This is a genomic window from Cupriavidus necator (genome assembly GCF_040578825.1).
Taxonomy (GTDB): domain Bacteria; phylum Pseudomonadota; class Gammaproteobacteria; order Burkholderiales; family Burkholderiaceae; genus Cupriavidus; species Cupriavidus necator_E.
On sequence record NZ_JBEFLI010000041.1, the window covers coordinates 39,600 to 61,892 of the forward strand.

The window sequence follows — 22,293 nt, forward strand, 5'->3', positions numbered from 1 at the left end:
CTTGCCAAATCTGCTCACCGTGCGACGAATCTACCAAGCCTGAAAACGGAGCGTCCTGCGACAGCTTCCGCCATTCATTGCGAATCGCCAACCACCCCAAGCAGCCAGTCCCGGAGCAGCGTAAACCCGTGACGGGTCACGAAGTCCTGAGACCGCTGAAGCAAACCCTCAAAACGACCGCGGCATCCCCAGAATATGCTCGCCAACGTAAGAAAGAATCAGGTTCGTCGAAATCGGCGCCACCTGGTAAAGGCGCGTCTCCCGGAACTTGCGCTCAACGTCATACTCCGCCGCAAAGCCAAAACCACCGTGATACTGCAGGCAGGCATTAGCCGCTTCCCAGGAAGCATCCGCCGCCAGCAACTTCGCCATATTGGCCTCAGCGCCGCACGGCTGGTGCGCATCGAACAGCTTGGCCGCCTTAAACCGCATCAGGTTAGCCGCTTCCACATTGACAAAGGCCTTGGCGATAGGGAACTGCACACCCTGGTTCTGCCCGATCGGCCGGCCGAAGACCACACGCTCATTGACGTACTTGGTCACCTTGTCGATAAACCAGTAGCCGTCGCCGATGCACTCGGCGGCGATCAAAGTACGCTCGGCGTTCAGGCCGTCGAGGATGTACTTGAAGCCCTTCCCTTCCTCACCGATCAGGTTCTCCGCCGGGATTTCCAGGTTGTCGAAGAACAGCTCGTTGGTCTCGTGGTTGACCATGTTGATGATCGGCTGGACCGTCAGGCCCTTGCCGATGGCCTCGCGCAGGTCGACCAGGAAGATCGACATGCCTTCCGACTTCTTCTTGCATTCGGCAAGCGGCGTGGTACGGGCCAGCAGGATCATCAGGTCCGAATGCTGCACGCGCGAGATCCATACCTTCTGGCCGTTGACGACGTACTTGTCGCCCTTGCGCACGGCGGTGGTCTTGATCTTGGTGGTGTCGGTGCCGGTGGTTGGCTCGGTCACGGCCATCGATTGCAGGCGCAGTTCGCCGCTGGCGATCTTGGGCAGGTACAGCTTCTTCTGTTCGGCCGAGCCATGGCGCAGCAGCGTGCCCATGTTGTACATCTGGCCGTGGCAGGCGCCCGAATTGCCGCCGGCACGGTTGATTTCTTCCATGATGACGGACGCCTGGGTCAGGCCCAGGCCCGAGCCGCCATACTCCTCCGGGATCAGCGCTGCCAGCCAGCCGGCGGCGGTCAGCGCATTGACGAACTCTTCGGGGTAGCCACGTACCTCGTCCACCTTGCGGAAGTACTCTGACGAGAACTGTCCGCACAGATCGCGCACGGCTTCACGGATTTCCTGGTACTCATCGATTCTGTTCTGCACAGCCTGGTCTCCAACAACTTTTGGGGGCTTAGTTCAGTTCAGCGGACGCGCTCATCGCGAGGGCACCGTCTTCGTGGCGGATCCACAGCTCGACCGACTTGCCGTCTTCGCCGCGCTTGCCGCAGACGAAGATGCGTTGCGGCACAAAGGTCGGCCGCACGCCCCGGAACGAGAAGCTCTTGACCACCGCATCCGGCAGGTTCTTGCGCACCAGCTCGAGCAGCAGCATCGCCAGCAGCGGACCGTGGACGATCAGGTCCGGATAGTGCTCGACCGCGGTCACGTATTGCTTGTCGTAGTGAATGCGATGACCATTGAAGGTCAGCGCGGAGAAGCGGAACAGCAGCACCGGGTCGGTCGCCACCTCATGCACCCACTCCTCACCCGTCGGGGCCGGTACCGGTTCCGGTGCGGGCGCGTTCGGCGAGGCGTTCTCGCGGTAGACAATGTCGTGCTCTTCGGTCACCGCGAGCCCGTTGGCCCCGGAATACTTGTGCTCGACCGTGACAAAGGCGAGCGAGCCGCTGCGCCCGCTCTTGGCGCTCACGTCGAGGATGCGCGACACCTTGGTGGCCGCATCACCGATGCGCAGCGGCTGGTGGAACCAGAGCCGGCCGCCCGCCCACATGCGGCGCGGCAACGGCATCGGCGGCAGGAAGCCGCCGAGCCTGGCATGGCCGTCAGCGCCGATCTCGGATTGCCGGTGCAGTGGCAGGAAATAGAGCCAGTGCCACAGCGGCGCGATCGCGTCGCCGCGAACCGGAGTGGGGTCATCGTAATCGAGGGTCGCCGCGAGCGCCTTGACGGGAAACGCCGTGATCTCGTCCTGGCTTTCCGTGGTCTTCCCGATCCATTCCTTCAGCTTCACAACGTCCATCACATCTCTCTGGTCTTGATTGCCTGGGCTCCACTATGCACCGTGCCGCCGCTGCTTCCAATTCGCAAGTTCGGAACGAGCCGTTCGCTGCGGCGGAAAGCATGGCCCTGCCGCCCGGCCGAATGCAGCGTTCGGAAGAAACGGATTTACCGAACCGCCAAGTGGGGCGAGCATCTGGGCATCACCGATGCGTTGAAGTGCTTCCATGCAAGTCCAGATCCGTTGCCGCAGCCGTGTGTCCCTGCATCGGCTCATTCCCGCCTTCCCGATGCGGATTACGTCATCCCGCGGCCAGAACACCCTCGCCGCGCGCGGCTTCGCGCGCACGCTGCGCGAAGGGCAGACCGTCAGCGTTCCCGCCTTTGCCTGCATCGACCTGCACCTGACGGGTGGGGTGTTCAGTCCCTGTGTATGCGATCTGGAGCTGGATGACGACACCGTTGATGTGCGCGATGCGAGCTCGGTGGTGAAGCTGGGCGCGGGAACGGCGCCCAGGGTCGAATACCTGCGCGATCTGATTTCAGGGACGGTCTTCCATCACCCGCAACAGGAATGGAATGCGCGGGTGATGGCGCAGGCCCTGCAGACCACGCCGGACCGTATCCGCACGGCGCTGTTCAGGCAGGGGGCGGCCTTTACCCAGATATGCCGCACGCAGCGGCTGATGCGGGCGCTGTTCGAGTCGATCCAGTCCAACCTGTCGGTGGCCGACCTGAAGGCGCGCGTGGGGTGGACCGACAGCGGGGACCTGGAGGCGTCCTTCTACGACTGGTTTGGCGTGTCGCTGCAGACGGTTTCGCGCCTGCGCGAGGACGGGCTGCAAGGGAAGTAGCGAGGCGGGGCTCGCCTGTCAGGAAACAACGCGGCCCGCCTGCCGCAGCAGGTCGGTGGCACGCGCGATCACCGGCGCATCGATCATCTCGCCATCGAGCTGGAACGCACCGGGGCTCGACTTTGCGCCTTCGAGCACGCGCTCGGCCCACGCCAGTTGCGCTTCAGAGGGCCGATAGGCCTTGTTGACTTCCTCGACCTGCGAAGGATGAATGCACAGCTTCGCGCCGAATCCCAGCCGGCGCCCGCGCGTGCTGGCGGCGCGCAGTTCGTCGAGATCGGCAATGGCCACCGTCACGCCATCCACGGGCGCGGCGATGCCCGCGGCGCGCGAGGCGAGGACCAGCATCGAGCGGAAGAACAGCAGCTCCTGGTCGTCGCCCTCGATCGCCAGCTCCGTGCGGAAATCCACCGTGCCGAAGACCAGGCGTTCGACGCCGGGCGCGGCAGCGATCTCTTTCACGTTGGTCATGCCCGCCGCCGTTTCGATCAGCGGCAGCACCTTGACCTCCGGTGGCAGATGCCGCACGACCTGCGCGATCTGCGCGGCACTCTCCGCCTTGGGCAGCACCACGCCCTGCACGCCTGGCTTCAGGCATGCGCGCACATCATCCTCGAACCAGCGCGTCTGCGTGGCATTGATACGTACCAGCCCGCTGCCGCCGGCGGCCAGGTACTCAGCCAGCAAGTGGCGGGCGCGGTCCTTGTCGGCCTCGGAGACGGCGTCTTCCAGGTCCAGGATGACGCGGTCGGCGCCCGACGCATGGGCCTTGGCAAAGCGCTCGGGCCGGTTTGCCGGCACGAACAGGTAGGAACGGGCGATAGCGGTGGCGGTCATGGGCATCCTTTCTGGATACAGGCGGATCAGATGGCGCCTTCGGTGCGCAGCCGCGCCACATCGTCGCCGGTGTAGCCGAGCTCGCGCAGGATGGCTTCGCTGTGCTCGCCCAGCGCCGGGATGGCGTCCATGCGCGGCTCGAAGGCATTGGGCATGCCGGGCGGCAGCAGCGCCGGGATCACGCCCACGGGAGAGCTGACCGAGGTCCAGCGCTCGCGTGCCTTCAATTGCGGGTGGTTCCAGACATCGCGCATATCGTTCATGCGGGCGTTGGCAATCTGGGCGCGCTCCAGCCGCTCGACCACCTGGTCGATGGACAGCGCGGCGAACACGTCGGTGATGATCTGCGTCAGCTCGACACGGCTCTTCGCGCGCAGCGAGTTGGTGACGAAGCGCTCGTCGGTGGTCAGTTCCGGCCGCTCCAGCACCACCCGGCAGAAGGCCTCCCACTCGCGCTCGTTCTGCAGGCCGAGGATGATGGTCTTGCCGTCGCCGGCCGTGAACGGGCCATAGGGAAAGATGGTCGCGTGCGAGGCGCCGGCGCGCGGCGGCGGCGTGGCGCCGTCAAACGCGTAGTAGAGCGGATAGCCCATCCACTCGACCATGCTTTCCAGCATCGATACGTCGATATGGGCGCCCTTCCCGGTCTTGCCGCGCTGCAACAGCGCCGCCAGGATATTGGTGTAGGCATACATGCCGGCGGCGATATCCGCGATCGAGCAGCCGGCCTTGGACGGGCTTTCCGGCGTGCCGGTGATGGAGACGAAGCCCGACTCGGCCTGGATCAGCAGGTCATAGGCCTTCTTGTCCCGGTAGGGGCCGTCGTTGCCATAGCCGGAGATATCGCAGACCACGATGCCGGGATAGCGCTGCGACAGCGCTTCGTAGGACAGCCCGAGCCGGTCGGCGGCACCCGGCGCCAGGTTCTGCACCAGCACGTCCGCGTGGTCAAAAATCTTCTGCAGGATGGCAGGCGCCTCCGCGTGCTTCAGGTCCAGCGCCAGGCTTTCCTTCGAGCGGTTGGTCCAGGCAAAGTGCGACGACATGCCGTCCACGCGTTCGTCATAGCCGCGCGCGAAATCGCCGACTCTGGGCCGCTCGATCTTGATCACGCGCGCGCCCAGGTCGGCGAGCTGGCGGGTACAGAACGGCGCAGCGATTGCATGCTCCAGGGAAACCACGGTAATGCCATCAAGGGGACGCATAGCATGCCTTTTTGGGAAGATTTGCGTTCGTCACTGCCACGGCAGCAACGAACGGCTGGGATTCGGTCGGAGCAAGTCTCGCAGCGCGCGGCGATTCGGTAAATCTCGATTTCCGGAAGCAGCCGTTCGCTTGCGCCGAATGCATCGCAGCCTCCCGGTTTGCGACATATGTGACGCCTTGGTACAGTTCAGGACAAGGAGCACCTATGCATTTTGATTTTGCCGACCTCAGGCTGTTTGCCCGCATCGCCGAGGAAGAAAACCTGTCGCGCGGGGCGAGAAAGGCATTTTTATCGCCCGCCGCAGCCAGCGCGCGCCTGAAGGCGCTGGAGGACCAGCTCGGTACCCGCCTGTTCTACCGTGAAAGCAAGGGCCTGGCCCTGACCCCTGCCGGCGAGCGCCTGCTGCGGCATACCCGCGTGATCGAACGCCAGTTCGAGCATGTCAAAAGCGAATTCGAAGAGTATTCCAAGGACTCGGTCGGCCATATCCGCATCTTTGCGAACACCACGGCCGTCACCGAGTTCATGCCCGAGGTGCTGGCGCGCTTTATGTCAGAGCGCCCCGCCGTCACCGTCGACCTGCAGGAACGCCTGACGCGCGACATTATTCGCGGCGTGCTGGACGGCAGCGCAGACCTGGGGATCATTTCCGGACCGCTGAACTCGGAAGGCCTCGAGGTCATCCATTTCAGCACTGACAAGCTGGTACTGGCGACACCGGTCGGACATCCGCTGACGCAAAAGGACAAGGTTTCATTCGAAGATACCCTCGACTACGAGCACGTCAGCCTGCATGAAGGCAGCACCCTGCACGCCTTTCTGACCGAACTCGTGCGCGACCAGCGGCGCAAGCTGCAGATCCGCATCCAGATCCGCAGCTTCGAAGCGATGTGCCGGATGATCGAGGCGGGGGTGGGCATCGGCGTGGTGCCGCTGTCGGCGGCATTGCGCCACAAGCAGACGATGAAGATCGAGATTATCGAACTGCACGAGCCGTGGGCAATCCGCGAGCGTGCGGTGATCGTGCGGGAACTGGAAGGGCTGCCGGGTTGCGCCAAGGCGTTGATCGATGAGCTGATCGAGGTGGCGCAGGCTGCGGGCGGCAGCCCGGCCGGACTTAATCTCTGATAAGCAGGATCGCTTCGATCGATGTCAGTCGGCCTCCACCTTCATCGTCTTCAGCAGCGGCTGCCACTTGTCGCTTTCCGCCTTGAGCCAGCTGCGCAGCCCTTCCGGCGTCTGCTTGTCTACCGGAACAACCTCCGCACCCAGGTCGTCAAGCCGCTTGGCCACGGCAGGATCCTTCAGTGCCTGCTGCAGCGCCTTGGTCAGCCTGGCAGTGACCTCGGGCGGCGTGCCCTTGGGCGCATAGATTCCGTGCCAGACCTTCATCGAGAAGCCCTTCAGGCCGCCTTCCTGCAGCGTCGGCGCATTGGGCAGCGCCTTGATGCGGCTCGGTGTCGTCACGCCATACAGCTTGACCCGGTTGGCGTTGATATGCGGCAGCGTCGAGGTGGTCTGGTCGCACAGCAGGTCCACCTGCCCGCCCAGCAACGCCGTCAGCGCGGGGCCGGTGCCCTGGTAGGGAATGGAAGTCATCTTGACTTTGACTGCCTCCTCGAACAGCAGGCCGCATAGCTGCGACACCGCGCCAAGGCCGGCATTGGCCAGCGAGACCTTCTCCTTGTTCTGCTGCACGTACTTGATCAGCTCCGCCGCGTTGGCCGGCGGCAGGTCCTTGCGGCCCAGCAGCGTCATCGGCACATCCGCCACCTGCCCGATGTACTCGAAGTCCTTCACGGGGCTGTAGGAGAGCTTCTTGTACAGCGCCGGCGCCGTCGCCATGCCGTTGTGGTGGATCAGGATGGTGTAGCCATCCGGCTGCGCCCGTGCCACGAATGCGGCCGCCACGGTGCCGCCGGCGCCGAGCTTGTTTTCCACGACCACGCTCTGCCCCAGATCCTTCGCCATGGCCTGCCCAAGCGCCCGGGACACCACATCGGTCGGGCCGCCGGCCGAGAACGGCACCACCAGCGTGATCGGCTTGGACGGATAGGCGTCCGCCGCCAGCGCCCCCGCGGAAAACGCCAGGCCGAGCGCTCCGCCCGACATCCACCTGATACCGGCCAGCATGGCCTTGCCCGTTCGCATACGCATCATCACCGTCTCCATGTCGCCGGGGCGTGCTGTATCGCGCCCGGTCGGTTATCAAACGAAGACTAGAGTGCGCGATAACCGCACCGGAGGGCAATCCGGATTTACCGAACGGGCCATACGGCGCGGCCGAACGCAGGCGATCCGACGGCGGAGCGCATCGCAATCACGGGGTCACGCGGCAAGTTCCGAAGCCTTGATATTTGCGATCGGCGCGAGCACCGCGCGGTCGAACTCAGCCAGCGTGCCCCGCCGCTGAACCCGTTGCGGCCAGTCGGGATTGCCCAGCGCGCCGCGCCCTAGCGCAACGATATCGGCGCCGTGCTGCATCACCTCGATGGCGCGTGCCGGGTCGTGGAGGCCGCCGTTGGCGATGATCGTCACCGCGGGCGCATACTTGCGTGCGAGCTTCACCAGGCTCGCTCCATGATTGCCGAACGCCGGCCGCCACGCTTCGAACTCAGTCACGTGGATATAGTCCAGGCCAGCGTCGGCCAGCGTTCCGAATACGGCTTCGGCGCCCGCCTCCGCTTCGGCCCACTTGTGAACGAAGTCGTTCACCTTGCCCTGCGAAATGCGCATCCCCACGGGCGCGCGGCCACCGATGGCGTGCCGTACGGCTTTCGCGACCTCGGTGCTGAGTGTCAGCCGTTGCACGATATCGCCGCCCCAGCGGTCGTTGCGAAGGTTGGTGTAGTCGGTCAGGAACTGATCGAGCAGGTAGCCATTGGCGCCGTGGATTTCGACGCCGTCGAAGCCAGCCACATTGACGGCACGTGCCGCGGCAGCGCCGAAGCTCGCGATCACGTCCGCGATTTCCTCGTCGGTCAGCGCTCGCGGCACCTGGTATGGACCCTCGCCTCGGTAGAACGGCATCTGCTCGCCCCTGGGCTGCACCGCCGAGGGTGCGACCGTTCCGGGCCGATAGCGGTTGCCCTGCGACAACGCGCCGGCATGCTGGATCTGCGCAAACACCTTGCTGCCCGCCGCGTGGACAGCATCGATCAGGGCGTGCCAGCCAGTTGCCTGGACGTCGTCTGCCAGACCCGGCTGGTTGGCGTAGGCCTGGGAAAACGCCTTGTCGATGTAGTTGCCCTCGGTGATCACGAGACCGAAGCCGCCGCGCGCAAAGCGCTTGTAATAAGCGGCCATCGTATCGGTCGGTACACCGTCTTCGGTGGCCGTCACGCGCGTCATCGGCGCTACGGCGAGCCGGTTGCCGAGCTTGACGTTGAGGAGCTCGCTGGGCGCAAAGAGAGGGGACGGATCAGGGTTCATGGCAGGGCACATATTCGCTGTGGATAACGGAAACGAATATAATTTCTGCGCATCACCCAAACAATCTCCGAAAGTGATCGGCCAGCATAACGGTTTTCGTTACACCATGAACATCACCGACATCGCCGTGTTTGTCGCGGCCAACGCAGGCGGCAGCCTTGCCAGCGCCGCGCGGCAGATGGGGATGACACCGATGGCCGTTTCCCGCGGCTTGGCCGCGCTGGAGCGCGAGCTGGGGGTCCGCCTGATGCACCGCACGACGCGTTCGGTGTCGCTGACGCCCGAAGGCGAAGAGTTCCTGCCATACGCGCGCACCATACTGGATGCCTCTGAAGAAGCGCGCGGCACGTTGACGCCGGCGTCCCGGGGCGCGACCGGCCTGCTGCGGGTCACTGCCCCCGCCGCGTTTGGCCGGATCGGCGTCATGCCGTTGATCCCCCTGCTGCTCGAGCAGAATCCGGCCATGCGCATCGAGCTTCAGTTGAGCGACACCATCGTGGACATCGCCGGCAGCGGCATCGATGTCGCGATCCGCATCGCGCCGCTGCGGGATTCCGAACTGGTTGCACGCGCGCTCGCCCCCAACCCTCGCGTTCTGTGCGCGACGCCGGCGTACCTGCAAAGACATGGCGCTCCCAAAGTGCTGGCCGACCTCGAGGGGCATTCCTGCGTGCGGCTCAGCAACATGGCGCACTGGCCGTTTATCGTTGGCGACCAGACCCGAGCGGTGAGGGTCGACGGCAGGTTCCTGTGCAGCAGCATCGAAGGTGTTCGCACCGCATGCCTGCAAGGGCTTGGGCTGGCGTTGCTGACGTATTGGGATGTACGGGGGGAGTTGACAGACGGGTCGCTGGTCGCCATCGATCTGAACGACGCGCAGCCGCAGCAGCTATCGATCTGGGCGGTATTGCCGACCAGGAAGTACGTGCCGATGCGGGTGCGCGTGTTTCTTGAAGCGCTGGAACAGAGCCTGACGAAGGATGGGCCGCAGTGGTCTTTGGGGACTCAGGCCTGAACGTCGTCATCGCACCATGACGATCATGGGCTCGCCGTCGTGCCACAGCGGCGCGGTCAGCCGCGCTGCAGGAACGATGTCACCGCATCTGCAAACTCGGCAGGCAACTCCCAGTTGGAGAGATGGGCCGCATCGAGGGCAAGGTACTCGGCACCGGGAATGGCATCGGCCACGGCACGCCCCTGCTCGGCTGTCGTCGCGGCGTCCTGCAGGCCTGCGATGACGAGCACTTCGGCGTCGATGGCCGGCAGGATCGCGCGGAGGTCGGCGTCGCGCACTGCCGCGCAGTTCGCGATGTAGCCCGATGCATTGACCTGAACCAGCATCTCGCGCACGGGGGCGACACGGGCGGGATGGCTTGCCAGCCAGCCCGGGGTGAACCAGCGTGCCAGCACGCCGTCGACGATGGCGGCCATGCCGTCGCGCTGCACAGTCTCGATGCGGGTGTTCCAGCCGGAGGCGGGACCGATCAGCGCCGCGGTGTTGGCCAATACGAAGCGGCCGAAGCGGTCCGGATGATGCCGCGCCAGCCACATCCCCGTCATGCCGCCCATCGACAGGCCGCAGAAATGCGCGCGTTGCACGCCGGCATGGTCCATCACCGCGAGCACATCGGCGCCGAGTTCGGCCATGCCGAACGGCTGTGCGCTGGCCGACGAGGCGCCGTGGCCGCGCGTGTCGTAGCGCAGCACGCGGAAATGCCTGAGCAGCGCGGGCAGTTGGGGGTCCCACATTGCCAGCGTGGTGCCCAGCGAGTTGGACATGACAAGCACTGGCGCATCGGCCGGGCCTTCGAGTTCGTAGTGCAGGCGAAGATCGTCGCGTGTGGCGGTGCTCATGAGGTGGGTGTTCCTTGGCGGGATTTGGTCAGGATGTGGGAATTGGGGCGGTTTGCTCCCCTCTCCCGCAAGCGGGAGAGGGAGTACACAAGCGGTAAGCAAGAGCCTGTGGTTGAGCATCAATCCGCGCGAATCCCCCGCGCCCGGATCAGCTCGCCCCACTTGGCGGTCTCACGCGCCAGGTGGTCGCGCAGCGCCGCCGGCGTGCTGCCGATGGGCTCGGCGCCGATCGCCGCCAGCCGCTTCTGCACATCAGGCTTGCGCAGCGCTTCGAGCATGGCGCGGTTCAGCCCTTCGATGGCGGCGGGCGGCGTGCGCGCCGGCACAAAGGCGGCGAACCACGGCGACAGCTCATAGCCAGGCAATCCCGACTCGGCCACCGTAGGCACATTGGGCAGCGCCGTCGAGCGCTTGCTGGTGGTTACCGCGATGGCGGTGAGTTTGCCGGAATCGATATGCGGCTTGGCCGAGGTGATGCTGTCGAACATATAGTCGACCTGCCCGCCAAGCAGGTCGGTCATGGCCGGACCGCTGCCCTTGTAGGGAACGTGCAGCAGGTCGACGCCCGCCATCGACGTGAACAACTCCCCCGCAAGGTGGATCGACGTGCCATTGCCCGCGGACGCATAGGCGTACTTGCCTGGCTTTGCCTTGGCATTGGCCACCACCTCCGCCACCGTCTTCGCCGGCGTCCTGGCCTTGTTGGCCACCAGCACATTGGGCACCACGGCCAGCAGCGACACCGGCGCAAAGTCCTTCACCGGGTCGTAGCTGAGCCTGCCATACAGCGCCGGATTCACCGCCATGCCATTGGCGACGATGATCATGGTGTAGCCGTCGGCCGGCGCGCGCGCGACCAGTTCCGCGCCGATATTGCCGCCGGCGCCGGGGCGGTTTTCCACCACGATGGCCTGGCCGAGCGTGCGCGACATATCTTCCCCCAGCGTGCGCGCGATATTGTCCATGGCGCCGCCGGCGGGGAACGGCACGATCCAGCGGATCGGGTGGTCGGGCCACGCGGCATGCGCGGGCGCGCTGGCCGCGGCCAGGGCGAGCATCAGCGCGGCCGCGCCGGTGCGGGCGCCAGGTGTCGTCGAGGGCCGCAGGAACAGCCGTTGCAGCAGGGATTTCATGTGTCTCCAGTCCTTTCTTCTGATGTCGTTCAGCGTATCGACGACGGATGCCTGGCCAGCGGCGTGACCGCCAGCTTCATGTACGGGAACAGCGGCAGGCCCGCCAGCAGCGTGTGCAGTTCGTCGTTGGATTCCACGTCGAAGATGCTGTAGTTGGCGTATTCGCCCACCACGCGATAAAGCTGCTGCCACTTGCCCTGGCGCTGCAGGTCTTGCGCATAGGCCTTCTCGCGCGCCTTGATTTCATCGGCCTGCGCCGCGGGCAGGTCGTGCGGCAGGTTGACGTCCATCCGGACCAGATAAAGCATGAGGGTTCCTCCGATCGTGTTTGGGGGCAGGGTTGGGTCGATATTCAGCCCTGCTTGCGGCGATAGTGCGCCAGCTTGTCCTCGTCCAGCGCCAGGCCAAGGCCTGGCCCCTGCGGCAGGTGCAGCGCGAAATCCCGGTATTCCGGGCGCGCCGTAACGATATCGTCCTTGAGCAGCAGCGGCCCGAACAGCTCCGTGCCCCATGCCAGCTGGGGCAGCGAGCAGAAGCCGTGGGCGGCGGCGATGGTGCCGACGCTGCCTTCCAGCATGGTGCCGCCATAAAGCGCGATGCCGGCGGCATCGCCCACGGCCGCGGTGCGCAGCATGCCGAAGATGCCGCCGGACTTGGCGATCTTCAGGGCAAACACATCGGCGCCGCCGATGCGCGCCAGTTCCATCGCGTCCTCCGGCCCGCACACTGCCTCGTCGGCCATGATCGGCACGACGAAGCGCGCGGCCAGCCGGGCCAGTGCGGCGCGCTGCTCGCGCGGCGTCGGTTGTTCGATCAGGTCGATGCCGGCGGCTTCCAGCATGGCGATGCCGGTGGCGGCATCGGCCTCGTTCCAGGCCTGGTTGACGTCCACGGTCACACGGGCACGATCGCCCAGCGCGCGCTTGATCGCGGCCACGTGGGCCACGTCGTCGCGCACCGCGCGCCGGCCGATCTTGAGCTTGAAGGTGTTATGGCGGCGCGCTTCCAGCAACTGCTCGGCCTCTTCGATATCGCGCGCGGTATCGCCGCTGGCCAGCGTCCACAGCGCCGGCAGCGTGTCGCGCACGGCGCCGCCCAGCAGCGTGGCCAGCGGCACGCCCAGGCGCTTGCCCTGCGCATCGAGCAACGCGGTTTCCAGTGCCGACTTGGCGAAGCGGTTGCCGCGCGCGACCTGGTTCAGCCGCGCCATGGCCGCATGCACGTTGGCGGCGTCCTGGCCCACCAGCGCCGGTGCCAGGTAGGTGTCGATGGTCAGCTTGATGCCTTCGGGACTTTCGTCGCCGTAGGACAGCCCGCCGATGGTGGTGGCCTCGCCGATGCCTTCGATGCCGTCGCTGCACTGCAGCCGCACGATGACCAGCGTCTGCTGCTGCATGGTGGCCATGGCGAGCTGGTGCGCCCGGATGGTCGGCAGGTCGACCAGGATTGCCTGGACTGCGGTGATCGTCGCTTGGGTGCCCACTTTCATACCTTTAGGATGCAATTCGATATGGCATCGGAGTATGCGCCTTGACTTTGCTGGCGTCCAAGACCGATGATGTCTGATCTCATACCCCATAGGTATCGATAAGGCCAGATATGGAACTCCGTCACCTGCGCTATTTCCAGACCGTTGCCCAGGAACTGAATGTGACGCGGGCGGCATCGCTGCTGCATATGGCGCAGCCGCCGCTGTCGCGCCAGATCCGCCAGTTCGAGGAAGAAATCGGGGTGGCGCTGTTCGACCGCGTCGGCCGCGGCCTGCGCCTGACGGAGGCCGGGCGCTTCCTGCTGGAGCAGTCGCTGCAACTGACGCAGCGGCTGGACGAAGCGATCGAAGGCACGCGCCGCATCGGCCGCAACGAGAAACGCTGGTTCGGCATCGGCTTCGTGCCGTCGGTGCTGTACGGCTTCCTGCCGGAACTGATCCGCGAGCTGCGCGGCGCCGACAATCAGGTGGAGGTGGGGCTGACCGAGATGATCACGGTGCAGCAGGTGGCGGCGCTGAAGGCCGGCCGCATCGACCTGGGCTTTGGCCGTATTGCGCTGAACGATCCGGCCATCACGCAGAAAGTGGTGATGGCCGAGCCGCTGGTCGCCGCCCTGCCGGCCGCGCAGCCGATGCCGCGCGACGGCACGCTGACCGCTGAGGCGCTGGCCCGACACCCCTTCGTGCTGTACCCCGCGCGGCCGCGGCCCAGCTATGCGGACCATGTGCTGTCGCTGTTCCGCGCGCACGGGCTGCAGCTACGCGTGGTGCAGGAAGCCAACGAGCTGCAGACGGCGCTGGGGCTGGTGGCGGCGGGACTGGGCATTACGCTGGTGCCCGCCTCCGTGCAGCGCCTGCACCGCGACGACGTGCGCTATTGCCCCATCGACGCCCCCGGCTTCGTCTCGCCGGTGATCATGAGCCTGCGCGCCGGCGATACCTCGCCCTTCCTGGCGCGCGCGGTGGCATGGGTGCTGCAGCAGGGGCAGCAGGAACTGGCGTGATGCCCTACTCCTGCGTGGGCGGCAGGTAGGCAATGCCCGCCTCTTCGTACAACCGGTAGATCATTTCCTGCATGGCGCGCAGGTCGGCGGACTCGTCGAGCATGCGCATGCTCATGATGATGGGCGACACCAGCTTGGGGTCGTCCAGCTCCACGTAGGTGACATCGTCGCGCTTCAGGCCGTGCACGCTGCTCGGCACCACCGAGATCCCCTCGCCCGCCGCCACCAGCCCCAGCGCGATCTGCAGCTCGCGCACTTCCTGGATGCGCCGCGGCTTGAGCGCGCGGTCGTGGAAGGCGGCCAGCACCTGGTCCGCATAGCTGGGCCGCGGCGCCTTGGGGAAGATGATCAGCATCTCGCCCACCAGCTCATGCAGCGACAGCTCCTGCCGCCCCTCGCCCAGCGGATGGCCGACCGGCAGCGCCACGATCATGCGCTCCTCGCGCAGCACCACGCGCCGTATGGCAGGGTCTTCATAACGGATGCGGCCGAAGCCCACGTCGATGCGGCCCTCTTTCAGCGCCCTGATCTGGTCCATGGTCGACATCTCGTGCAGGCTCAGCTCGATGTCGCTGTGTTCCTCGCGAAAGCGCCGGATGATCCTGGGCAGCATGCCGTAAAGCGTGGAGCCGACAAAGCCGACCTGCATCTTGCGCTCGATCTGGCCGACGCGGCGGGTCATGGCCTCCAGTTCCGCGGTCTGCGCCAGCACCCGCAGCGCATGCGTGTAGAAGAAGCGCCCGGTGTCGGTCAGCCTGAGCGGGCGCGTCTGGCGCTCGAACAGCTGGACGCCCAGATCCTCCTCGAGTTGCTGGATCTGCCGCGACAACGGCGGCTGGGCAATATGCAGCCGCTCGGCGGCGCGGGTGAAGTTGCGTTCCTCCGCCACGGCGACGAAGTAACGCAAGTGACGCAATTCCACGAATATACCTTCCGGGTATCGAAGAGATACTAAATCGGTGTTGGACCGCGCAAATACGCGTCAACTATGCTCCGTCTCGGGCCAGACAGCAAGCTTGATACCAAAAAAGCATTGTCTGAGCAATCAACGACACCCCGCGAACACGAGACTGGAGACAGCTATGACCCACACGGAAATCGAAGCGCTGGTAAAGGGCTTTATCGTTGCAACCGCCCGCCCCGGCGAGGCCAATCCGCGCGTGCAACAGGTAGTGGTGCGCCTGACGTCCGACCTGTTCAAGGCGATCGAAGACCTGGACCTGAGCCCGAGCGAAGTTTGGAAGGGCATCGAGTACTTTGCCGAGGCCGGCGCCAGCCAGGAACTCGGCCTGCTTGCCGCCGGCCTGGGCCTGGAGCGCTTCCTGGACATCCGCGCCGACGAGGCCGAAGCCCGCGCCGGGCTCGCCGGCGGCACGCCGCGCACCATCGAAGGCCCGCTGTACGTGGCCGGCGCGCCGGAAAGCACCGGCTTTGCCCGCCTGGACGACGGCAGCGAAGAGGACCAGGGCGAAATCCTGTTCATGCAGGGCACGGTCTACGGCACCGACGGCAAGCCGCTGGCCGGTGCGCGCGTGGAAGTCTGGCATGCCAACCTGCTGGGCAACTATTCCTTCTTCGATACCACCCAGTCGCACTTCAACCTGCGCCGCACCATCGTCACCGATGCCGACGGCCGCTACCAGTTCCGCAGCACCGTGCCGATGGGCTACGGCTGCCCGCCGCAAGGCACCACGCAGCGCCTGCTGGACCTGCTGGCCCGCCATGGCCGCCGCCCCGCGCATATCCACTTCTTCGTGTCGGCCCCCGGCCACCGCAAGCTGACCACGCAGATCAATATCGACGGCGACGAATACCTGTGGGACGACTTCGCCTTCGCCAGCCGCGAGGGCCTGGTGCCGGCAGTCACGCGTGTGGCCGATGCCGCCGCGCTCGACAAGCATGGCGTGAGCCGCCCGTTCGCCTCGATCGACTTCGACTTCCGGCTGCTGCCGGAGACCGCCGGCGCCCCCGCCGCCGAGGTGGAACGCCAGCGCGCCGCCGCCTGATTTTCCCCACGGCCGGGCCGCCCCGGATGGGGCGCCCATAGCAGGCCGGGCGGTGCGCCGCCACGGCAGACAAGACCTCGGCAGGAGACGACTCCATGATCCCTATCTATCCGGATAAGGGCGCGGCCCCCGCTCGCCCCGACACCAGCGCGCCGCTGGACCTCGATACCTTCCTGGTGGAAGACAAGGCCCGCGGCGACTACCGCCTGCATCGCCGCGCCTTCACCGACGAAGCGCTGTTCGAGCTGGAGATGAAGCACATCTTCGAAGGCAACTGGATCTACCTGGCCCACGAGAGCCAGATCCCCCACAACAACGATTACTACACCACCCATATCGGCCGCCAGCCGGTGGTGATCGCGCGCAACCGCCAGGGCGAGCTGAACGCCTTTATCAACGCGTGCAGCCACCGCGGCGCGATGCTGTGCCGCCACAAGCGCGGCAACAAGGCCACCTACACCTGCCCCTTCCATGGCTGGACCTTCAACAACAGCGGCAAGCTGCTGAAGGTGAAAGACCCCGAACAGGCCGGCTACCCGGACTGCTTCAACAAGGAAGGCTCGCACGACCTGAAGAAGGTAGCGCGTTTCGAGAACTATCGCGGCTTCCTGTTCGGCAGCCTGAATCCGGACGTGCTGCCGTTGAAGGATTTCCTGGGTGAAGCCGCACGCATCATCGACATGATCGTCGACCAGTCCGCCGACGGCCTGGAAGTGCTGCGCGGCTCGTCGACCTATACCTTCGAAGGCAACTGGAAGCTGCAGGCCGAGAACGGCGCCGATGGCTACCACGTGTCAGCAGTGCACTGGAACTACGCCGCGACCACCAACCACCGCAAGCAGAAGAACGCGCAGGCCGACCAGATCCGCGCCATGGATGCCGGCAAGTGGGGCCGGCAGGGCGGCGGCTTCTACGCCTTCGAGCATGGCCACATGCTGCTGTGGACGCGCTGGGCCAATCCGGAAGACCGTCCCAATTTCAGCCGCCGCGATGAATTCGCGCAGCGCTGCGGCGCCGAGACCGCGGACTGGATGATCCGCAACTCGCGCAACCTGTGCCTGTATCCCAACGTCTACCTGATGGACCAGTTCGGCTCGCAGATCCGCCTGCTGCGCCCGCTTTCCGTCGACAAGACCGAAGTCACGATCTATTGCATCGCGCCCAGGGGCGAGTCCGACGAAGCCCGCGCGCGCCGCATCCGCCAGTACGAGGACTTCTTCAACGTGAGCGGCATGGCCACGCCTGACGACCTGGAAGAATTCCGCGCGTGCCAGCAGGGCTATGCCGGCCAGGCGCTGCCGTGGAACGACATGTGCCGCGGCGCTACGCACTGGGTCGACGGCGCCGACGAAGCCGCGCAGCGCATCGGCCTGAAGCCGGTCATGAGCGGCGTGCGCACCGAGGATGAAGGGCTGTACACCGTGCAGCATCGCTACTGGCTGGACGTGATGAAGCAGGCGGTGGCCGCCGAGGCAGGGAGCAAGGCATGAGCACCATCGACAGCAACGTGAACCTCGCCCGGATCCAGGCCTTTCTCTACAAGGAATGCCGCCTGCTGGACGACGAGCAGTGGGATGAATGGCTGGACTGCTACCACCCCGACGCGCAGTTCTGGATGCCGTGCTGGGACGACGACGGCAAGCTGGTCACCGATCCCCAGCGCGAGATCTCCCTGATCTATTACCCCAGCCGGCAAGGACTGGAGGACCGCGTGTTCCGCATCAAGACCGAGCGCTCCAGCGCCACCATGCCCGACACGCGCACCAGCCACAACCTCAGCAATGTGGAACTGCTTGGCGTCGACGGCGATACCTGCACGGTGCGCTTCAACTGGCACACGCTGAGCCATCGCTACCAGGCCACCTACAGCTACTTCGGCATGTCGCGCTACAAGCTCGATCTGTCGGGGGAGCAGCCGCGCATCCTGGACAAGTATGTGGTCCTGAAGAACGACTACATCAACCAGGTCATCGACATCTACCACATCTGAACCGGGCGGGAGGACAAGGCCATGGAACACACGATCGCCCTGCAATTCGAAGACGGCGTCACGCGCTTCATCACCTGCGGCGAGCACGAGACGCTGTCGGATGCTGCCTATCGCCAGCGGATCAACATTCCGCTGGACTGCCGCGACGGCGCCTGCGGCACCTGCCGCGGGCTGTGCGAGTCCGGCTCGTACGACCTGCCGGAATCGAGCTATATCGAAGACGCGCTGACCGCCGAGGAAGCCGCGCAGGGCTACGTGCTGGCGTGCCAGACGCGCCCGCGCTCGGACTGCGTGATCCGCGTGCCCGCCTCGTCGACCGCGTGCAAGACCGGCGTGGCCACGTGGCACGGCGCCATCGCCGAGGTGACGCGGCTGTCGGACTCGACCATCGGCTTCTCGATCGATCTCGAGAATGCGCAAGGCATCGACTTCCTCGCGGGCCAGTATGTCAACGTCGGCATTCCGGGCAGCGAGGCGACGCGCTCTTACTCGTTCAGCTCGGCTCCCGGCAATGCGCGCACCGCCTTTGTCGTGCGCAATGTGCCGGACGGGCGCATGAGCACTTACCTGACCAGCGCCGCGCAGCCGGGCCAGCGCATTTCGTTCTCCGGTCCCTATGGCAGCTTCTACCTGCGTCCCGTGACGCGGCCGGTGCTGATGCTGGCGGGCGGCACCGGGATCGCGCCGTTCCTGTCGATGCTGGACGTGCTAAACGCGTCCGGCAGCACGCAGCCTGTGCGCATGGTGTACGGCGTGACTCAGGACATCGACCTGGTGGCCCTGGCGCAGCTCGATGCCGCGCGCGAGTCGGTGCCCGGCTTCGAGTACCGCACCTGCGTCGCCGATCCCGCCAGCGCGCATCCGCGCAAGGGCTACGTGACCGCGCATATTGACGACGCCTGGCTCAATGGCGGCGACGTCGACGTGTACCTGTGTGGCCCGGTGGCGATGGTGGAGGCCGTGCGCAGCTGGCTGCAGCAGGCCGGAATCACGCCCGCGGGCTTCTACTACGAAAAATTCTCGGCCAGCAATGCGGCCTGAGCACAAGGAGGCAAGCATGCAAACGGACCGCAACGCGCGCTTCGCTGACAAGGTGGTGGTCGTTACCGGCGCCGCGCAGGGCATCGGGCGCGGGGTGGCACTGGCCGCGGCGGCCGAGGGCGCGTCGGTGGTGCTGGTGGACCGCTCTGAACTCGTGCATGAGGTAGCCGGAGAGATCGCCGCGGGCGGCGGCAAGGTCGTCGCCGTCACCGCGGACCTGGAAACCTATGCCGGTGCCCGCGCCATGGCGCAGGCCGGGCTCGACGCCTGGGGCCGCATCGACGTGCTGGTCAACAACGTCGGCGGCACCATCTGGGCCAAGCCCTACCAGCATTACGAGGAAGACCAGATCGAGGCGGAGATCCGGCGCTCGCTGTTTCCCACGCTGTGGTGCTGCCGCGCGGTGCTGCCCGGCATGGTCGAGCGGCGCCACGGCGTGATCGTCAACGTGTCATCGATCGCGACGCGCAGCATTCACCGCGTGCCCTACGCGGCGGCCAAGGGCGGCGTCAATGCACTGACCGCGAGCCTGGCCTTCGAGCATGCAACCGAAGGCATCCGCGTCAACGCCGTCGCCACGGGCGGTACCGAGGCCCCGCCGCGCCGCATTCCCCGCAATGCCGCGCCGCAGTCCGCGCAGGAAGCGGCGTGGTACCAGGCCATCGTCGACCAGACCGTGGCGTCGAGCCTGATGCACCGCTATGGCACCATCGACGAGCAGATCGGCGCGATCCTGTTCCTGGCGTCGGACGAGGCCTCGTACATCACCGGAACGGTATTGCCCGTGGGCGGGGGCGACCAGGGCTGAGCCCTTGCCGCTCACGTCGAAGGGTCAGGCAGCCGCGGCACGAAGCGGCTGTGCACGATCTCGCCACCCCGGGCAATCAGGATGGTCGATTCGGAGATCTCCTCCCACACGCCCTGCACGTCGATCAGCGGCTCGGACAGCACCAGGAAGGCATTGTCGCCGGCAGCGATGATGCGCGGGTCATCCGGGTAGAGCTCGCGCAACTGCCGGAACGAGGTGCTGTGGAACAGCGAGCGCGAGTCCGTCTCGCTCGAATAACGCACCGCCACCACCTGCTGGCCATCGGTCACGCAGACGGTCATATTGAGCGGAAACTGCACGTCGCAGCGGTGGCCGACGTCCTCGATCAGCCCGGCCATCTGCTCCAGCGCGCCGCGCGGGTCGCGCTCCAGGCCGAAAGTCAGCGCCAGGAAGAACATCACCTCGGAATCGGTCGATCCCTCGATCCAGCGGAACAGGTGCGGCGCCACGGCCATCATCAGGTCGCGCCGCAGCAGCGGGTATTCGCGGATCAGGCCGTTATGGACGAACAGCCAGCGGCCAAAGCGGAACGGATGGCAGTTGGTTTCCTGCGTCGGCGTGCCGGTGGCCGCGCGCACGTGGGCAACGAACAGCGGCGCCCGCACCGCGCGCGCCGTCTCGCGCAGGTTGGTGTCGCTCCAGGCGGGGTGCAGGCAGCGATAGCGGAACGGCACCTCAGAGTGCCGTCCGTACCAGCCGACGCCGAACCCGTCACCATTGGTGGTGGTATGACCCAGCCGCGAATTCAGGCTCTGGTCAATCAGCGAGTGTTCCGGCTGGAACAGCACCGCTTCCAGCGGAACGGATTTACCCGAGTAGGCCAGCCAGCGGCACATGGTGCTCCTCCTCGACTAGTGCGGCCCGGTGCCTTCCGGCCCACACTCCAGTTGTAGGGCGAGGCGGCGCGAACAGCAAATGGCGAATTCGTCAGGAGCGCCTGGGGCACACCCTGCTCACAGGTGATTCCCTGTGAATGTCCAATACAGGGAATAGCCTGTTGCCCGTCGCAGCGTCGACCGGCTGAACGCGCCCGGGATGGTCAAGGCGCGGCGCTCGCCGCATCGATCCGATACACCCGCCCGCTCGTCGCCGACGATCCCGTATCCGCCATCACATACAGCACCTGCCCGGCATCCACGCCGAAGGAGAACACGCTGCCCGGAATGGTCACGTTCCAGTCGACCTGTTCCGCTGCCACGCCGTCCCGGTACACAAAGCTCTGCAACCGGCCTGTGCACAGGTCGGAGTGGAAATACCGTCCTTGCAGTGCGGCAATGGCGCTACCCCGATACACATAGCCCCCTACGATGGCGCAGCCGCCGGCATCGTGGCTGTATTCGAAGACCGGCAGCGTCAGGCCAGTCTTGTCGCAAGTAGTCGCGCCGAAGCAGGCCGTGCCCTCGGTCCGGTTCCAGCCGTAGTTGAGGCCGGCGCTGGTGGCCGGCGCGACGTCGACTTCCTCGCGCTGGCTCTGGCCGACATCGGCGATATACAGCAGGCCGGCATCGAAGGTGAACCGCCAGGGGTTGCGCAGGCCCAGTGCCCAGATTTCGCCGCGGCGGCCGCTCTGGCCGATGAACGGATTACCGGCAGGCACGCCGTAGCCGGATGCCCCGCTGACATCGATGCGCAGCATCTTGCCGAGCAGCGACGCCGTGTTCTGCGCATTGCCGGACGGGTCGCCACCTCCGCCGCCGTCGCCCGTGCCGAGATAGAGCATGCCGTCCGGACCGAACGCGAGCTGGCCGCCGTTATGGTTGGAGAACGTCGGGTGGGGAATGGATAGCAGCACGGTGCCCGTGGCATTGGCAACGTCCGGGTTCGACGCTGCCACGGTGTAGCGGGCGATCGTGATCGCGCCGTTGCGGTCGGTGTAATAGACGTAGAAGCGCCCGTTGGCCGCATAGGCCGGGTCGAATGCCATCGACAGCAGCCCGCGTTCGCCATCGGTCGTCGTCAGCGCGGAGATATCGAGGAACGGCGTGCCGACCAGCGCGCCGTTGCGCACGATGCGGATGCGGCCGGCGCGTTCGACCACGAACAGGCGCGCGTCGCCGGGCGGCGACGTCAGGAAGATCGGTGCGGAGAGGCCCGCGGCAACCTGCGTCAGCGACAGCCGCAGCGTTTCAGGCGAACCGTACGCAACACTGGCAGCAGGGCCGGCGCCTGCACCCACTGCGACGGTCTGCGCTGCCGGCTGCGGCTTGTACACGCTGGTGCCGGTCAGCACATTGTCGGCGTTGACGGTATAGCTGCCCGCCGCGAGATTCGACAGCGTGGTGGACTGGGTCACGGTCTGGCGATACTCGCCCGGCCCGGTCACCGTGACCGCGGCCTGCGTCCCTGACGGCAGACCGGAGATGGCAAGCGCCAGCGTGCCGGTACCGCCGCCACCTGGACCGCCGCCCGAGCCACCGCCTGCACTACTACCAC

At 66.0% G+C, this 22,293-nt stretch carries 22 protein-coding genes; 9 read left to right on the forward strand and 13 right to left on the reverse strand.

Translation table 11 applies throughout. The annotated features are described in order from the left end of the window. Positions 1-168: 168 nt before the first annotated feature. Positions 169-1,329 (reverse strand): acyl-CoA dehydrogenase family protein, encoded by a 1,161-nt coding sequence (locus AB1I47_RS20195; RefSeq protein WP_354685504.1) that lies wholly within the window; start codon positions 1,327-1,329, stop codon positions 169-171. Positions 1,330-1,357: 28 nt separating this feature from the next. Further along, positions 1,358-2,206 carry an HTD2 family dehydratase gene (locus AB1I47_RS20200; RefSeq protein WP_354685505.1) on the reverse strand — a complete coding sequence of 283 codons (849 nt, stop codon included), beginning with the start codon at positions 2,204-2,206 and terminating at the stop codon, positions 1,358-1,360. Between the two features lie 205 nt (positions 2,207-2,411). Between AB1I47_RS20200 and AB1I47_RS20205 the strand changes: the two genes are divergently transcribed. Beyond that, positions 2,412-3,038: a helix-turn-helix transcriptional regulator gene (locus tag AB1I47_RS20205; RefSeq protein ID WP_354685506.1), complete on the forward strand. Its 627-nt coding sequence runs from the start codon at positions 2,412-2,414 to the stop codon at positions 3,036-3,038. A gap of 18 nt (positions 3,039-3,056) precedes the next feature. Here AB1I47_RS20205 and AB1I47_RS20210 read toward each other — a convergent pair whose 3' ends face one another. Together AB1I47_RS20210 and AB1I47_RS20215 are read right to left on the reverse strand one after the other, a co-directional pair. Beyond that, the gene (locus AB1I47_RS20210; RefSeq protein ID WP_354685507.1) at positions 3,057-3,875 is read right to left on the reverse strand and encodes an HpcH/HpaI aldolase/citrate lyase family protein; all 819 of its coding nucleotides are present in this window, start codon (positions 3,873-3,875) and stop codon (positions 3,057-3,059) included. Positions 3,876-3,901: 26 nt separating this feature from the next. Further along, entirely contained in the window at positions 3,902-5,080 is a 1,179-nt protein-coding gene (locus AB1I47_RS20215) for a CaiB/BaiF CoA transferase family protein (protein WP_354685508.1), read from the reverse strand. Between the two features lie 206 nt (positions 5,081-5,286). Between AB1I47_RS20215 and AB1I47_RS20220 the strand changes: the two genes are divergently transcribed. Beyond that, positions 5,287-6,210, forward strand: a complete 924-nt coding sequence (locus tag AB1I47_RS20220) for a LysR family transcriptional regulator (RefSeq protein ID WP_354685509.1) — start codon at positions 5,287-5,289, stop codon at positions 6,208-6,210. Between the two features lie 24 nt (positions 6,211-6,234). On the opposite strand, the gene AB1I47_RS20225 is transcribed toward AB1I47_RS20220, so the two are convergent. Together AB1I47_RS20225 and AB1I47_RS20230 are read right to left on the reverse strand one after the other, a co-directional pair. Next, positions 6,235-7,239 (reverse strand): tripartite tricarboxylate transporter substrate-binding protein, encoded by a 1,005-nt coding sequence (locus AB1I47_RS20225; protein ID WP_407935874.1) that lies wholly within the window; start codon positions 7,237-7,239, stop codon positions 6,235-6,237. Between the two features lie 171 nt (positions 7,240-7,410). Then, positions 7,411-8,514 (reverse strand): NADH:flavin oxidoreductase, encoded by a 1,104-nt coding sequence (locus AB1I47_RS20230; protein WP_354685510.1) that lies wholly within the window; start codon positions 8,512-8,514, stop codon positions 7,411-7,413. On the opposite strand from AB1I47_RS20230, the gene AB1I47_RS20235 reads away from it, so the two are divergent. Beyond that, on the forward strand, positions 8,513-9,529 hold the full coding sequence (locus tag AB1I47_RS20235; RefSeq protein ID WP_354685511.1) for a LysR family transcriptional regulator: 1,017 nt from the start codon (positions 8,513-8,515) through the stop codon (positions 9,527-9,529). The two genes, AB1I47_RS20230 and AB1I47_RS20235, sit on opposite strands and share 2 nt — an antisense overlap. Before the next feature lie 56 nt (positions 9,530-9,585). Here AB1I47_RS20235 and pcaD read toward each other — a convergent pair whose 3' ends face one another. The 4 genes from pcaD to AB1I47_RS20255 form a co-directional block, all read right to left on the reverse strand. Further along, positions 9,586-10,368 carry a 3-oxoadipate enol-lactonase gene (gene pcaD / locus AB1I47_RS20240; protein ID WP_354685512.1) on the reverse strand — a complete coding sequence of 261 codons (783 nt, stop codon included), beginning with the start codon at positions 10,366-10,368 and terminating at the stop codon, positions 9,586-9,588. A 119-nt stretch (positions 10,369-10,487) separates the two neighbouring features. Then, complete coding sequence (locus AB1I47_RS20245; protein WP_354685513.1) at positions 10,488-11,501, reverse strand: tripartite tricarboxylate transporter substrate binding protein; 1,014 nt, start codon at positions 11,499-11,501, stop codon at positions 10,488-10,490. Positions 11,502-11,530: 29 nt separating this feature from the next. Next, complete coding sequence (gene catC, locus AB1I47_RS20250) at positions 11,531-11,809, reverse strand: muconolactone Delta-isomerase (RefSeq protein WP_354685514.1); 279 nt, start codon at positions 11,807-11,809, stop codon at positions 11,531-11,533. A gap of 44 nt (positions 11,810-11,853) precedes the next feature. Further along, entirely contained in the window at positions 11,854-12,990 is a 1,137-nt protein-coding gene (locus AB1I47_RS20255) for a muconate/chloromuconate family cycloisomerase (RefSeq protein ID WP_354685515.1), read from the reverse strand. A gap of 110 nt (positions 12,991-13,100) precedes the next feature. On the opposite strand from AB1I47_RS20255, the gene AB1I47_RS20260 reads away from it, so the two are divergent. Then, complete coding sequence (locus AB1I47_RS20260) at positions 13,101-13,994, forward strand: LysR family transcriptional regulator (RefSeq protein WP_354685516.1); 894 nt, start codon at positions 13,101-13,103, stop codon at positions 13,992-13,994. A gap of 4 nt (positions 13,995-13,998) precedes the next feature. Here the strand turns inward: AB1I47_RS20260 and AB1I47_RS20265 are convergent, their stop codons facing one another. After that, positions 13,999-14,916: a LysR family transcriptional regulator gene (locus tag AB1I47_RS20265; protein ID WP_354685517.1), complete on the reverse strand. Its 918-nt coding sequence runs from the start codon at positions 14,914-14,916 to the stop codon at positions 13,999-14,001. Positions 14,917-15,076: 160 nt separating this feature from the next. Here AB1I47_RS20265 and catA point away from each other — a divergent pair, with 160 nt between their 5' ends. The 5 genes from catA to AB1I47_RS20290 all read left to right on the forward strand — a co-directional run bounded on the left by catA (position 15,077) and on the right by AB1I47_RS20290 (position 19,839). Next, positions 15,077-16,000, forward strand: coding sequence for a catechol 1,2-dioxygenase (gene catA / locus AB1I47_RS20270; protein WP_354685518.1), 924 nt, complete (start codon positions 15,077-15,079; stop codon positions 15,998-16,000). A 95-nt stretch (positions 16,001-16,095) separates the two neighbouring features. Next, positions 16,096-17,490: a benzoate 1,2-dioxygenase large subunit gene (gene benA, locus AB1I47_RS20275; RefSeq protein WP_354685519.1), complete on the forward strand. Its 1,395-nt coding sequence runs from the start codon at positions 16,096-16,098 to the stop codon at positions 17,488-17,490. Beyond that, positions 17,487-17,990, forward strand: a complete 504-nt coding sequence (benB, locus tag AB1I47_RS20280; RefSeq protein WP_354685520.1) for a benzoate 1,2-dioxygenase small subunit — start codon at positions 17,487-17,489, stop codon at positions 17,988-17,990. Before benA ends, benB begins: the two co-directional genes overlap by 4 nt. Positions 17,991-18,011: 21 nt before the next feature. Then, on the forward strand, positions 18,012-19,031 hold the full coding sequence (benC, locus tag AB1I47_RS20285) for a benzoate 1,2-dioxygenase electron transfer component BenC (protein ID WP_354685521.1): 1,020 nt from the start codon (positions 18,012-18,014) through the stop codon (positions 19,029-19,031). 16 nt (positions 19,032-19,047) lie between these two features. Continuing rightward, a complete protein-coding gene (locus AB1I47_RS20290; protein WP_354685522.1) occupies positions 19,048-19,839 on the forward strand; it encodes a 1,6-dihydroxycyclohexa-2,4-diene-1-carboxylate dehydrogenase in 792 nt (263 codons plus the stop codon). 11 nt (positions 19,840-19,850) lie between these two features. Here AB1I47_RS20290 and AB1I47_RS20295 read toward each other — a convergent pair whose 3' ends face one another. Further along, positions 19,851-20,696, reverse strand: a complete 846-nt coding sequence (locus AB1I47_RS20295; protein WP_354685523.1) for a class II glutamine amidotransferase — start codon at positions 20,694-20,696, stop codon at positions 19,851-19,853. A gap of 203 nt (positions 20,697-20,899) precedes the next feature. Beyond that, positions 20,900-22,293 (reverse strand): PQQ-dependent sugar dehydrogenase (locus AB1I47_RS20300; RefSeq protein ID WP_354685524.1); only part of this gene is annotated, 1,394 nt, incomplete at its 5' end.